General features: G+C 46.3%; 12 protein-coding genes. 7 read left to right on the forward strand and 5 right to left on the reverse strand.

The annotated features are described in order from the left end of the window. Positions 1–85: 85 nt before the first annotated feature. From OKC24_RS00095 to OKC24_RS00110, 4 genes are all read right to left on the reverse strand, one after another. The gene (locus OKC24_RS00095) at positions 86–694 is read right to left on the reverse strand and encodes a DUF805 domain-containing protein (RefSeq protein WP_131276048.1); all 609 of its coding nucleotides are present in this window, start codon (positions 692–694) and stop codon (positions 86–88) included. 174 nt (positions 695–868) lie between these two features. After that, entirely contained in the window at positions 869–2,152 is a 1,284-nt protein-coding gene (locus tag OKC24_RS00100; RefSeq protein ID WP_005007934.1) for a ribonucleotide-diphosphate reductase subunit beta, read from the reverse strand. Positions 2,153–2,296: 144 nt separating this feature from the next. Beyond that, positions 2,297–2,431: a hypothetical protein gene (locus OKC24_RS00105; RefSeq protein WP_005007937.1), complete on the reverse strand. Its 135-nt coding sequence runs from the start codon at positions 2,429–2,431 to the stop codon at positions 2,297–2,299. A gap of 136 nt (positions 2,432–2,567) precedes the next feature. After that, positions 2,568–5,405: a ribonucleoside-diphosphate reductase subunit alpha gene (locus tag OKC24_RS00110; RefSeq protein ID WP_131276046.1), complete on the reverse strand. Its 2,838-nt coding sequence runs from the start codon at positions 5,403–5,405 to the stop codon at positions 2,568–2,570. Positions 5,406–6,004: 599 nt separating this feature from the next. Between OKC24_RS00110 and bfmR the strand changes: the two genes are divergently transcribed. Next, positions 6,005–6,721 carry a response regulator transcription factor BfmR gene (bfmR, locus tag OKC24_RS00115; RefSeq protein WP_005007943.1) on the forward strand — a complete coding sequence of 239 codons (717 nt, stop codon included), beginning with the start codon at positions 6,005–6,007 and terminating at the stop codon, positions 6,719–6,721. A gap of 40 nt (positions 6,722–6,761) precedes the next feature. Next, entirely contained in the window at positions 6,762–8,438 is a 1,677-nt protein-coding gene (gene bfmS, locus OKC24_RS00120) for a sensor histidine kinase BfmS (protein WP_131276045.1), read from the forward strand. Positions 8,439–8,495: 57 nt separating this feature from the next. Here the strand turns inward: bfmS and OKC24_RS00125 are convergent, their stop codons facing one another. Continuing rightward, entirely contained in the window at positions 8,496–8,852 is a 357-nt protein-coding gene (locus OKC24_RS00125) for a hypothetical protein (protein WP_005007947.1), read from the reverse strand. 626 nt (positions 8,853–9,478) lie between these two features. Between OKC24_RS00125 and ndhC the strand changes: the two genes are divergently transcribed. The 5 genes from ndhC to nuoF all read left to right on the forward strand — a co-directional run bounded on the left by ndhC (position 9,479) and on the right by nuoF (position 14,433). Further along, a complete protein-coding gene (gene ndhC / locus OKC24_RS00130) occupies positions 9,479–10,024 on the forward strand; it encodes an NADH-quinone oxidoreductase subunit A (protein WP_005007950.1) in 546 nt (181 codons plus the stop codon). Positions 10,025–10,031: 7 nt separating this feature from the next. Beyond that, a complete protein-coding gene (locus OKC24_RS00135; protein WP_005007953.1) occupies positions 10,032–10,709 on the forward strand; it encodes a NuoB/complex I 20 kDa subunit family protein in 678 nt (225 codons plus the stop codon). 87 nt (positions 10,710–10,796) lie between these two features. Further along, positions 10,797–12,584 carry an NADH-quinone oxidoreductase subunit C/D gene (nuoC, locus tag OKC24_RS00140; RefSeq protein ID WP_005007955.1) on the forward strand — a complete coding sequence of 596 codons (1,788 nt, stop codon included), beginning with the start codon at positions 10,797–10,799 and terminating at the stop codon, positions 12,582–12,584. Positions 12,585–12,598: 14 nt separating this feature from the next. Next, complete coding sequence (gene nuoE, locus OKC24_RS00145) at positions 12,599–13,108, forward strand: NADH-quinone oxidoreductase subunit NuoE (RefSeq protein ID WP_005007957.1); 510 nt, start codon at positions 12,599–12,601, stop codon at positions 13,106–13,108. Then, complete coding sequence (nuoF, locus tag OKC24_RS00150; protein WP_005007958.1) at positions 13,105–14,433, forward strand: NADH-quinone oxidoreductase subunit NuoF; 1,329 nt, start codon at positions 13,105–13,107, stop codon at positions 14,431–14,433. Before nuoE ends, nuoF begins: the two co-directional genes overlap by 4 nt. The last annotated feature ends 3 nt before the right edge of the window (positions 14,434–14,436 follow it).

The raw sequence follows: 14,436 nt of genomic DNA on the forward strand, positions 1-14,436 counted from the left end.
GAGGTGATACTGATGCTGCTAAATTTGGAATGAGTAAAATAATACTGCAGATATTTTCTAATCGATGAGCGCTAATGATTTGTACTTACTTTGCAGGTTGTCCCCATTGATTAGGTTCAGGTTTTGTTTCAGTTGCAAACCAGACAATCAGTAAAATTCCTCCAATTAATGGAATTAAAGCAATTAGATACCACCAACCAGATTTATTAATATCATGCAGTCGACGAACTGATACGGCTAAACTTGGAATAAATAGTGCCAATGCGACCAATCCATACAATACAAAATCAGTTCCAATAATTGAGTCAATAATTTGAGTAATAATGAGTATGATGAATTGAACTAATACAAAAAACCAAAATTCTTTACGGCGTGCACGCCCTGTGAAATTAGCATAATTTTTCAGGCATTTTACAAACCAATCAATCATATTAAATTCTGATTCAGACTGATCTTGATTGGAAATTTTATCAAGCTGTTGTGAAAAGTTTTGTATTGGATTGGCGCTGCCCAGTGCAGTAAATATTTGAACAGCTTTGCCTTCGGGGTTAATGTCAAAATCTACGCGGTCACCCCGTTTAGGTACATTTTGTCCTCGCCACTCAGCTCCTATAAACTCATATCGGTTTTGATCATCGGCACTGATAATGCCTGTATTAGTTTGAATCGAATAATCTAGAATCTGACCTTTCATTTTCACCTCTATTATTATGCGTTTTTTTAAATTGATGTATTTTTAAACTGTTTTATATTATCAGAATAGTTTTAACTTAAACTGATATATTCATAACTAAGTGTATTTCTAATGTTTTTATATAAAAAAAGCGGAACCAAAACGTTCCGCTTTTATTTTCACTGAAGTGATTTCCTACCAGCTCAACGCGCCGCCAGTCTGATAATCTGTTACGCGAGTTTCGAAGAAGTTCTTCTCTTTGCGCAAGTCCATCATTTCAGACATCCACTGGAATGGATTGTTCACGCCAGCAAACTGTTCAGGCAAGCCCAGCTGAGCTAAACGGCGGTTACAGATGAATTTCAAGTATTCTTCCATCATTGCCGCGTTCATGCCCAGTACGCCGCGCGGCATAGTATCGCGTGCGTATTCAATTTCCAGCATGGTCCCTTCAAGAATCATTTGAATGATCTCTTGCTGGAATTCAGCCGTCCATAAACCTGGGTTTTCGATTTTGATCTGGTTGATCATGTCGATACCGAAGTTCAAGTGCATCGACTCATCGCGTAAAATGTACTGGAACTGCTCAGCAACACCATTCATTTTGTTGCGGCGGCCCATCGACAGGATTTGGCTGAAACCGCAGTAGAAGAAGATGCCTTCAAGCACACAGTAGAACGCGATCAAGTTGCGAAGCAAAATTTGGTCGTTTTCAGGTGTGCCGGTTTGGAAAGTAGGATCGCTTAAAGACTGCGTATACTTCAAGCCCCATGCCGCTTTGCGCGCAACACTTGGTACTTCACGGTACATGTTGAAGACTTCGCCTTCATCCATACCCAAAGATTCGATGCAGTACTGGTAAGCATGCGTATGAATCGCTTCTTCAAATGCTTGACGCAAGATGTACTGGCGGCATTCTGGGTTGGTGATGTGGCGGTAAATAGCCAAGACCAAGTTGTTTGCAACCAAAGAATCCGCAGTCGAGAAGAAACCCAGTGAACGCATAACAATAGTACGCTCATCTTCAGTTAAGCCGTTTTCAGACTTCCAAAGCGCGATGTCATGGTTCATGTTGACTTCTTGCGGCATCCAGTGGTTTGCGCATCCGTCAAGATATTTCTGCCAAGCCCATTCGTATTTGAACGGGACCAGCTGATTTAAGTCAGCGCGGCAGTTGATCATTGCTTTGTCGTCAACCTGTACACGCTGCGCGCCCATTTCCAGCTCTTCCAAGCCTGGAGCGGCATCCAGCTGTTCTAAGGCAGCAGATGCTCTTTCCATTGAATTGGTTGGATTTGATCCGCGACTTCCAGCGGTTCGAGCGGGTTGTGCAGCTGCCAGATTCGGCGATGATTGCTGTGCATCAGATACCACTTGCGAATCAACCGTTTTTTTCGGCTCGACGGGCGCAGGCTGGTGAGCTTGTGCAGCTTGTTTCGGTTCATCATCTTCGAAATCGTCCCAACTTAGGATAGACATAACAGTTCTCTCTTCGTTGCTTTATATCTTTTATGAGACATCCAGCTGTTGAAGCTAAGACATCCTACTATACGCTCATTCTGTGTAAGCAAAATTAAGTTTTGCCGATGGATGCTCTAATTTTATGCGGAAGAGCAAATATCCTCACGACTTATTTTGATTACGCTGCTGTTCCCGTATTTTGACCCATGCATAAGTCAACGGTACGTAAAAACAAACAATAAAGGAAACCACCAAGGCAACAAGTCCTAACAAGTAGTTATGGGTCATATGCGGCATGGTGGGGTCCTTTATTTATCTTTCATTCTTAAATCCTCCCTAACCCTCCTTTGAAAAAGGAGGGAACTCCAACTCTCAAAAGTATGGGAGTCCCTCTTTAAAAAGGGGGATTTAGGGGGATTAAAAACCTGTCAGCTTACTGACAAGCTTCACAATCAGGATTGTCAATTGAACATGCCATTGGCACTGGTGCCGCATTTGCGAAACCATCATCTTCAGCAGAGGCTTCAGGTTTTTTCGCTTCAACAACAGGAGCCGCTGCGGCAACAGGCGCTGCAGCTGCAGTCGCTTTAACTGCATTCAATGCGCCAGTGTTAATGGTCGATTTCTCTGCAGAAGTCGCGCCCAATGCACGCAGGTAATACGTGGTTTTCAGGCCGCGCAGCCATGCCATTTTGTATGTCATGTCCAGTTTCTTGCCGTTTGCACCAGAGATGTAAAGGTTCAGAGACTGAGCTTGGTCGATCCATTTTTGACGGCGTGATGCAGCGTCAACAATCCAGCGCGGCTCAACTTCAAACGCAGTCGCGAAGATCGCTTTCAGCTCTTCAGGAATACGTGAGATTTTTTGAACAGAACCTTCGAAGTGTTTTAGGTCGTTAACCATCACAGAATCCCAAAGACCGCGCTCTTTCAACGCACGTACCAAGTACGGGTTGATCACTGTGAATTCGCCAGAAAGGTTAGATTTCACATACAGGTTTTGGAATGTCGGTTCGATTGATTGCGAAACGCCGCAAATGTTCGAAATGGTTGCAGTCGGTGCAATTGCCATCACGTTCGAGTTGCGCATGCCGTCTTTTTGAACTTTGGCACGCAGAGTGTCCCAGTCCAAACGCTGTGTGCGGTCAACTTCAAACATGCGTTCAGGGCGTGACTTCGCAACCAGATCTAAAGAGTCGATTGGCAGGATGCCTTGATCCCACAATGAACCTTTAAATGTTTCATAGGTGCCGCGTTCAAGCGCTAGATCGCTAGACGTTTGAATCGCGTAGTAAGAAATCACTTCCATAGATTCATCAGCAAAATCAACAGCAGCTTCTGAACCGTAAGCCAATTGCATTTCATACAGCGCATCCTGGAAGCCCATGATGCCCATGCCGACTGGACGGTGTTTCAAGTTCGAATTGCGCGCTTGAGGAACCGCATAGTAATTGATATCGATCACGTTATCGAGCATGCGGACTGCAGTTTTTACGGTACGCGCCAGTTTTTCACGGTCAAGAACGCCGCCTTGAACGTGCTGCACAAGGTTGATTGAACCTAAGTTGCAGACTGCAATTTCATCGGCATTGGTGTTCAGCGTAATTTCTGTACACAAGTTAGATGAATGCACTACGCCAACGTGCTGCTGCGGAGAGCGCAGATTGCAGACGTCTTTGAATGTGATCCAAGGGTGGCCTGTTTCAAACAGCATAGACAGCATTTTGCGCCACAAATCTTTTGCACGGATTTTCTTGTGCAATAAGTTTTGCTCTTTGGCAATGCCTTCGTAGTATGCATAGCGTTCAGCGAATTCTGCGCCAGTCAAATCATGCAGGTCTGGTGTTTCAGATGGCGTGAACAGTGTCCATTCCGCATCTTCAAATACACGCTGCATGAACAAGTCTGGAACCCAGTTTGCTGTGTTCATGTCGTGTGTACGGCGGCGGTCATCACCTGTGTTTTTACGCAGCTCTAGGAATTCTTCGATGTCCAAGTGCCAAGTTTCAAGGTATGCACAGACTGCGCCTTTACGCTTGCCGCCTTGGTTCACTGCAACTGCAGTATCGTTCGCCACTTTCAGGAAGGGAACAACACCTTGAGACTTGCCGTTAGTGCCTTTGATATAAGAGTTCAAGGCGCGAACAGGAGTCCAGTCATTGCCTAAGCCGCCAGCCCATTTAGACAGCATCGCGTTGTCACGCATTGCGCCATAAATGTTGTACAGGTCATCGCCAATGGTGGTTAAGTAGCAGCTCGACAATTGCGGACGCAATGTGCCTGAGTTGAACAGGGTAGGCGTAGACGCCATGTAATCGAAGCTGGACAATAAGTTGTAGAATTCGATTGCACGGTCTTCACGGTTTTCTTCATTGAGCGATAGGCCCATTGAAACACGCATGAAGAACAATTGCGGCAATTCAAAGCGCACGCCATCTGAATGGATGAAGTAACGGTCAAATAAGGTTTGCAGGCCTAGATAGGTAAATTGGTTTGAGCGTTCAGGCTGAATCGCAGCGGCCAGCTTAGCCAAGTCAAAGTTAAGCAACTCTGGTGAAAGCAGGTCAAGTTCAATCCCTTTCTTAAGGAAAGTCTCTAGAGCGTCGCCTTCATTGGTTTCTGCAGCCAGACCCAAGAATTCCAAACCGGTCGCAACAAGGTTGTCGCGAAGCAAACGCGCAGTCACGTAAGTATAGTTGGGTTCTTGTTCAATGCGGGTACGGGTCGCCATCATCATTGTGGTTGCAATATCTGACTCTTTTACGCCGTTGTATAAGTTTTTAACGGTTTCATCGATAATGGCCTGAACGTCGATGCCTTCCAAGCCTTCAGCCGCTTTCGCAATATGCGCTTCAAGCGCGCTGAGATCCAGCGGGCGAAGCTGGCCGTCTGCAGTGGTAACCTGCAGGGTTGGGTGGTGATTCGCGCCAGTCAGCTTGCGCGCTTCAGCGCGCTGTTCACGGTAAATCACATAAGAACGCGCAACTTTCTGTTCGCCTGTGCGCATCAGCGCAAGTTCAACTTGATCTTGAATTTCTTCAATGTGGATTGTGCCGCCAGACGGTAAACGGCGCTGGAACGTATTTAATACCATCTCGGTAAGTTGAGAAATACGATCGTGGATACGGCTAGAGTCAGCGCTTTGCTGGCCTTCAACAGCCAAGAACGCTTTGCCGATCGCTACAGAAATTTTTTCCGCATCAAAAACAGCAACATCACCGGTGCGCTTGATCACCTGCAATTGGCCTGGGGTAGACGTGATTACGCTCATGTCAGCATAGCTCCATTGTCATCTATTGTTATGTTTGTAGACCGTTTGAACCGGGCAAAAACTATGCCGCAGTGTTTGAGGTTTAAACACAAGACTTAGTGGTTTAAAAATGAATTGGACACAAGATACGGGAAAATTTAGGTCAGATCAATATTGACATTTTATTAAATATTTTAATCTGTTTCGATGGAAATCCTTCTCGAAAAAATCCCTATTTTTTATCTTTCTTGTTTAAGCCTTATTGGACAAGGGCATAGCATAGCAAAGCTAAGTTTAAGTGCTTATAGATAACCTTGTGGATAAGTTGAAAAGCTAAAAACTTATTTGCGTCATGGTTCATCTGATTGCTGTAAATATAGGCATTGTCTAATTTTTATACTTTTTGTAACTGAATGTTTTGAAAAATTCCTGAAAAAGTGCATATCGGAAAATACAGCGAATTCATCATTTGAAAATTTTTAACAAATTGCAGTCTTGATGTATCAGTTTCGTGAACAGCATCTTGTTTACAATGTAAACGTGTGTATATTGCAAAATATATTGAATTGTATCTTTTGGATTTTTAAGGGATACGTCCAGTCAAATAAAGGGGCACTCTAATGAGCCAAGAAGAAAAGTTACCTAAAATTTTAATCGTTGAAGACGATGAGCGTCTTGCCCGCTTAACTCAGGAATACCTTATCCGCAATGGACTTGAGGTTGGGGTAGAGCCGGACGGCAACCGCGCAATCCGCCGCATTATTGCAGAACAGCCGGATATGGTGGTTTTGGATGTGATGCTGCCGGGTGCAGATGGCTTAACGATTTGCCGTGAAGTGCGTCCGCATTACCATCAGCCAATTTTAATGCTGACTGCGCGCACAGAAGACATGGATCAGGTGCTTGGCCTTGAAATGGGTGCAGATGACTATGTGGCAAAACCTGTGCAGCCGCGCGTATTGTTGGCGCGTATCCGTGCATTGCTGCGCCGTACAGACAAAGCGCCGGAAGATGAAGTGGCGCAGCGCATTGAGTTTGATGATCTGGTGATCGACAACGGCGGCCGTTCAGTGACGCTCAATGGCGAGTTAGTTGATTTTACCAGCGCCGAATATGACCTGCTGTGGCTGCTGGCGTCAAACGCTGGCCGTATTTTGTCGCGTGAAGATATTTTTGAGCGCCTGCGCGGTATTGAATATGATGGTCAAGACCGTTCGATTGATGTGCGCATTTCACGTATCCGCCCAAAAATCGGTGATGATCCTGAAAATCCAAAACGTATCAAAACTGTACGAAGCAAAGGCTATCTGTTTGTAAAAGAAACTAACGGCATCTAATTGATGCCGTCCCTTTGAGGCTGAAGCAGGGCAGGTCTAAGTGTTAAAGCACAGTATTTTTTTGCGCATTTATGCAGGACTGGTCATCTTGGTGGTATTGGTGGCTTTGTTCGGCTATTTGCTGGTGCAAATCATCAATTATCAGCGCGCGCAGGAATACCGCGAGTCCCTGACGGACGGCATGGCTTATATCATCAGTGAAGGCATTGCCCGTCAGCCGAATGAGCAGCAGCGCATGGATTGGATCTCCGATGCGTCCAATCTGCTGGAATTGCCCATCTATTATGTTAAAGCCGACAAGGTGGACTTAACCCGCGCCGAAGCGAAGCGCATTGAAGAGCGCAAAGCGGTGGTGCGCTGGGATGCGCAAACCAATGTGGCCTATATCATTATCGGCCTGAAAGATGATGCTGGGCACCTGCTGTATATCAAGGCTGAAAATATCACTGAACGGCAGATGAAGGCTCTGCCTGTATTTGTGCTGGATTATTTGGTGTATTACCCGGGGCAGGAAAAAGAATATCTGCAGCGCATTCAGCATTATTTTGCTTATCCGATGCAAATTGAAGATGTTAAAAACCTGCCTTTGGATTCAGAGCAGATTGGCCGCTTAAGGCTGGATCACAGCATTATCCTGTACCGCGACAGCGCAACAGTGCGCGGCACAACTATTTCTATTGTTTCGCCGATTCCAGGCTCAACTACTGAAGTGCTGGTGATGGGGCCTGTGCCTTTATTCAATTGGATGCCTTTTCAGCTGGCTGCCGGCATTACCTTACTGAGCCTGTTTGTATTAAGCCTTGGGGTGTATGGATTGCTGGTGCCGATGCAGCGCAAGCTGCGCGCGGTGAATTATGCATTGAATAAAATGAAGACTGGGGACATGTCTGTACGCCTGCCTGTGGAAAGCAGCGATGAAATGGGTTCACTGGCGTCCAGCTACAACTCCATGTCAGATCATATTCAGCGTTTGATTGAGGCGCAGCGTGAGCTGATGCGCGCTGTGTCGCATGAATTGCGTACGCCTGTCGCCCGAATCCGTTTCGGTGTGGAAATGATGGCAGATGAAGAAGATTACGAATACCGTCAGCATCAGGTCGAGCAGATTGATAAGGATATTGAGGCGCTAAATACCTTGATTGATGAAATCATGACGTATGCCAAGCTGGAGCAGGGCACGCCGTCATTGGATTTTGAGCAGATCATCCTATTTGAAGTGCTGGATCAGGTGGTAATAGAGACTGAAGCGCTGAAGACTGGAAAAACTCTGGAACTGCAGGCGCCGCCGCTGACCGTTGTGGTGGATGCTGAACGCCGCTATCTGCACCGCGTTATTCAGAATCTGGTGGGCAATGCGGTGCGCTACTGCGACAATAAAGTGGTGATTAGCGGCGGGCTGGACGGCAAAGGCAATGCGTACATCTGTGTGGAAGATGACGGCCCAGGGATTCCTGAAGACGAGCGCAGCCGCATCTTTGAAGCGTTTGCCCGCTTGGATGACAGCCGTACCCGGGCATCAGGCGGTTATGGGCTGGGCTTGTCGATTGTCAGCCGGATTGCATACTGGTTCGGCGGTTCGGTGCATATTGATGAAAGCCCAAGATTGGGCGGCGCGCGTTTCATTATGCAGTGGCCTGCCAAGCGTTTTAAAGACAGTAAGCGTAAAGCTGGCGATGCTGCGAAGGATTCGGACAACGAAAGCTTGAACGTTAAATAAGGCGTTAAAGCCAAAAAAAGCCATTCAATTGAAAGGCTTTTTTTATCGCTTGAGTTTTTATTCGTGAACGGATGCGTCTGGCGCAATAATGTCTTTGCCATTTTTTAATGCGGCCAGCGCATTGGTATTGAAATCAATCAGCAGTGAATTATTTTTAGCATCAATAGCATAGCGGCTAATCAATTTTTCATCGCCATTCAGTGTTTCAACTTTATATTCATCGGCAATATTCATGATGCCGTCTAGGTTGGTTGTTGCTGAGGCTTTGTCTTGACGGAACAATTCGTAGATATCACGCAAATCAAAAATGGCATTATCTGCGTCTGGGTGTTTTGCTACATAGTTTTCAATGTGACGGATAATGAGCTGGGCAAACAAAAAGTAGTCTGGCTTATGCGTAAACTCTAGATTCATGTATTGCTCCTTTTTCGAGTGATTTGATTGTTTTATATAGGAATAGCACAAAAAGAATTAAATGCAGATAGGCGGCTTAAATTTGCTGCAAAAAAATACAAAGCCGAATGAAAAAAAATTGCGGTTAAAAGCGCATGCCGCAGCGGCAGGGGAGATAATTTTTGCAATGCGGCCATGCCGCTGCAAGAGGTAGGTAAAAAGTTGGCTGGCGGTTAAAAGTGCCAGAATGATAGATTTTTATTGTTAAAATTATCATAATGTGAAAATTTAGTGAAAAAATAAATAAAAGTTGGGTTGCTGGTGAATTTCTCAATCATGCGGTGATATTTTGTGCTTTGTGGTTTGAAGCTGTGCTTTTAAAATGCGCCGGAAATAGAAAATTTGTAAAAATAATAATAGCTTAAAAATTTATTTAATAAGGCGGTAAATCGGGGTGAAATACGGCTTTAGTCGAAAGTTTTAAGAAAAATGCCTAAAAAATCATCCCAAAGACTAAGGCTTATAAGCTAGCAAGATACATCATCAATCAGGTACAATTGGCGGGATTAATTTTGTGTTTGGTGTATTTGAAGGCCAATACATGCATTCTTTGTTAATAAATTAGGCCTGCCAGGAGTTATCCCCGCATGAGTGCCATTACTCCATACGATTGGGCAATTATTGCCTTCGTGATCGGCGTTACATTTCTATGCGTCTTTATGCTCACAGTCCCGTTACTCCTAGGGGGTAAATCGTGGGGCCGTGCTAAGCAAGAGCAGTTTGAGTCAGGTGTTGTCGGTGCAGGCGGTGCGCGTATCCGCTTGTCTGCAAAGTTCTATTTAGTTGCAATTTTCTTCGTCGTTTTTGATATTGAAGCGCTCTACCTCTATGCATGGTCTACATCTGTGCGTGAAGCAGGCTGGTTTGGTTTCACGACGGTGGTCATCTTTGTAGTCGATTTATTGATTGCATTGGTTTATGCCGTGAAGGTTGGCGCGTTGAATTGGGCGCCAACAGATAAGCGTAAAGCTGCTGGCCGAGAGCTGAAAATTGGTTCACCAAACATGAACATTGCAGAAATTACCCGCTTTAACTCAATTGAAGAATTGGTACTTGACCCTACTGGTCAAATTCCAGCTCAATCATCTGGCCGTGTGAAAAAATCTGCGGCTGCATCATCTGATAAGGAGTAACCCGGGAATGAAATATACATTAACCCGTGCGAATCCGGATGCTGATCAATATCCGCTTCAAGAGCGTCAAATCGTGACAGATCCGCTTGAAGAAGAAGTGAATAAAAATGTATTCATGACCCGTTTAGAGGACTTGATGCATACAGCAGTAAACTGGGGCCGTAAAAACTCAGTTTGGCCGTTCAACTTTGGTACATCTTGCTGCTACGTAGAGTATGCAACAACTTTAACTGGCGTACATGACTTGTCACGTTTCGGTGCCGAGGTTATCCGCGCTTCACCGCGTCAGGCGGATGTGATGATTGTTGCAGGAACCTGCTTCATGAAAATGGCGCCAGTCATTCAGCGTTTGTACGAGCAAATGCTTGAGCCGAAATGGGTAATTTCCATGGGCGCTTGTGCAAACTCAGGCGGCATGTACGACATTTATTCTGTTGTGCAAGGCGTGGATAAAATTATTCCTGTGGATGTGTACATCCCAGGCTGTCCGCCGCGTCCTGAAGCATTAATTCAAGCATTAATGCTATTGCAAGACCAAATTCAATTAGAGCGCCGCCCATTGTCAGCGGTTATCGGTGATGATCTTCAGCCAGTGTATAAGCCAAAGATGCAGCCGGAACGCGACCGCAAGCAAGCACAGCGCATTGCTGTGAAAAACCTGCGCTCTATGGATGAAATTAAATAATTTAAACGATGAATGTTTGATACACCCGGTCCGGGTGTAATTGTCGTTTAGGTTGACTGAATTTGTATTAAATAGGAAGCCAAGCCAATGGCTGAAACTGAAATTGCTATGCCAGAATCAACTCCCGTTGATTCACGCCCAGCATTTGCAATTGTAGAAGAGCTCAAAGCCAAATTTGGCGAGAACTTCTACGTGCAAACGACTTTTGAAGACTTTCCTACAGTCTGGGTTGAGCGCGCACGTGTGCAAGACGTTTTAATGTTCTTGCGTACAGTGTCACGCCCATACGTGATGCTGTTTGACTTGTCTGCAGTAGACGAGCGCCTGCGCACGCACCGTGACGGTTTGCCTGCATCAGACTTTACAGTGTTCTATCACTTGCTGTCTCTTGAGCGCAACAGTGACATCCGTATTAAAGTTGCGTTGAGCGAGAATGATGTAAATCTTCCGACTGCAACCAATATTTGGCCAAATGCCAACTGGTACGAGCGTGAAGCTTACGATATGTTCGGGATCAATTTCGAGGGGCATCCAATGCTCCGCCGTATTTTGCTGCCGACTTACTGGGAAGGCCACCCGCTTCGTAAAGAATATTCTGCGCGCGCCACTGAATATACACCGTATATGCAGAACCAGGCGAAACAGGATTTCGAGCAGGAGCATCTGCGTTTTGTGCCTGAAGATTGGGGCCTGAAACGCGGCAATGCTGACGAAGACTTCATGTTCCTGAACTTGGGTCCGAACCATCCGTCTGCGCACGGTGCATTCCGTGTGATTTTGCAGCTGGACGGCGAAGAAGTGAAAGACTGCGTGCCGGACATTGGTTATCACCACCGCGGTGTAGAAAAGATGGCTGAACGTCAAACTTGGCATTCATTCATTCCGTATACCGACCGTGTGGACTACTTGGGCGGCTGTGCGCAAAACATGCCTTACGTCATGGGCGTAGAGCAAATGGCGGGCATTACTGTGCCTGACCGTGCGCAATGCATCCGCGTCATGATGTCTGAATTGTTCCGTATCAATAATCACTTGCTGTTTATTGGTACAGCCATTCAGGATGCTGGCGGTATGACGCCAGTCTTCTATATGTTCGCCGACCGTCAGAAAATCTATGACGCCATCGAAGCGATCACGGGTTACCGCATGCACCCAGCGTGGTTCCGTATTGGCGGTACAGCGCATGACCTGCCAAATGGCTGGGAAAAGCTGATCCGTGAAATTTTGGACTGGATGCCGGGCCGCTTGAAAGAGTACTACACTGCAGCATTGAAAAACTCAGTGTTCATTGGCCGTACCCGCAACGTCGCTCAGTACGATGCAAAATCTGCATTGGCATGGGGTGTAACGGGTACTGGCTTGCGTGCGACAGGTATCGATTTTGACGTGCGTAAATACCGTCCTTACAGCGGCTATGAAAACTATGACTTCGATGTGCCTTTAGAGTACGAAGGCGATGCGTATGCGCGTGTGATTGTGCATTTCCGTGAAATTGAAGAATCGCTGAAAATCATTAAGCAATGTTTAGACAACATGCCTTCTGGCGCATACAAGGCGGATCATCCGCTGGCTGTTCCACCGCCGAAAGATAAAACATTGCAAGATATTGAAACTTTGATTACGCACTTCCTGAGCGTGTCATGGGGTCCTGTCATGCCTGCTGGTGAAGCATCTGTAATGGCGGAAGTGGTGAAAGGCGCGTCGAACTACTACTTGACTTCAGACAAGTCAACTATGAGTTACCGTACCCGTATCCGTACACCGACCTTCACGCATTTACAGCAGATGCCTTCTGTGATTAACGGCAGCTTAATGTCTGACTTAATCATTTATTTAGCGACCATTGACGTCGTAATGGCTGACGTGGATCGCTAAGGGGTAAACGCATTATGATGATTTTGACTGATAAAAAGCCGCGTGTGAATGTTGAAGGGATTTTGACTGCTGAAGAAATCCACGATATTCAGCATCACATTGAGCACTATCCGTACCCACGCGCTGCGTGTTTGGATGCGCTGAAATGTGTACAGCGCCGCAACGGCTGGGTAGATGACGCGCAGATGAATGCGATTGCTCAAATGCTGAGCATGAGTCTTGCAGACCTTGAAGGCGTGGCGACATTCTATAACCGCATTTACCGTCAGCCTGTTGGCCGCCATGTAATTTTATTATGTGACTCAATCGCTTGCTTCTTGATGGGCGCGGAAACTTTAGCTGAAGCATTTCAGCGTGAATTGAGCATTCAGTTTGGTCAAACGACTGCTGATGGCCGGTTCACATTGCTTCCGATCTGCTGCCTGGGCAATTGCGATAAAGGTCCAACTTTGATGATTGATGAAGATACTCACGGACTGGTTGAAGTGACATCGATTAAACAGTTATTGGAGAAGTATGTATGAATACTGAACCAAAACCAATTTACGGCGACGGCAACCCGGAAACTCATCCGCTGACATGGCGTTTGAGCAAACAGGCTAATGTTCGCAGCGCAGATGACTACGAAGCGCTTGAAGGCTATGCAGGCTTTAAAAAAGCGTTGACCATGCCGCCAAAAGATGTGCTGGATGTGATCAAAGCTGCAACGGTCAAAGGCCGCGGCGGTGCTGGTTTCCCGGCAGGGATTAAATGGTCACTGATGGCGCCGAATGACGGCGGTCCCCGTTACCTGATCTGTAATGCCGATGAAATGGAACCGGGCACCTTTAAAGACCGTTTGCTGATGGAAGATCTTCCTCACCAATTGATCGAAGGGATGCTGATTGCCGGTTATACCCTTGAAGCAACGCAAGGTTATATCTTCATCCGCGGTGAATACATCGAAGCGGCTGGCTACTTAAATGAAGCATTAGAGCAAATCCGCGCTAAAGGCTATTTGGGTGAAAACATCCTAGGCTCTGGCTGGAACTTTGAGCTGCACGTGCATACAGGCGCGGGCCGTTATATCTGCGGTGAAGAAACTGCATTGATTAACTCGCTTGAAGGCCGCCGCGCGAACCCGCGTACGAAACCGCCTTTCCCGCAAGTTGCTGGGGCATGGGGTCGACCTACGATTGTCAACAACGTTGAAACTTATAACAACTTGCCGGCAATCATGCTTCGCGGCCCAGAATGGTATATCGGTTTATCTGCGGGTAAATCGAAAGATCCAGGAACTAAAATTTACGGCGCTTCAGGCAAAGTAAAATACCCAGGCCTTTGGGAACTTCCTTTCGGTACCACTGCGCGTGAAGTGATTGAAGACCACGCTGGCGGCATGCGTGATGGCTTAACGCTGAAAGCATGGCTTCCGGGCGGCGCATCTACAGACTTCTTGGCTGCAGAGCATATCGACCTTCCGATGGATGCTGAAAGCATCATGAAAGCAGGTTCGCGTTTAGGTACGTGTCTACTCATGGTGGTTGATGAAACGCAATGCATGGTTTCAGCAACACGTAACTTAGAAGAATTCTTTGCGCGTGAATCATGCGGTTTCTGTACGCCTTGCCGTGATGGTTTGCCATGGGCGGTTAAAGCGCTGAAAGCACTCGAAGACGGCACAGGCAAGAAAGAAGATATCGACCACTTGCAAGAACTGACTCGCAAGCTTTGGATTGGTAAAACTTTCTGTGCGCATGCTCCAGGTGCGATGGAACCATTAATGGGCGCACTTAAATATTTCCGTAGCGAGTTTGAAGCAAAAGTAGTTGATGCTGCTGCTAAAACTGGCAACGTAGAACAAGCTTAAGGA

The organism is Acinetobacter entericus, from assembly GCF_026168575.1.
GTDB classification, from domain to species: Bacteria; Pseudomonadota; Gammaproteobacteria; order Pseudomonadales; family Moraxellaceae; genus Acinetobacter; species Acinetobacter bouvetii.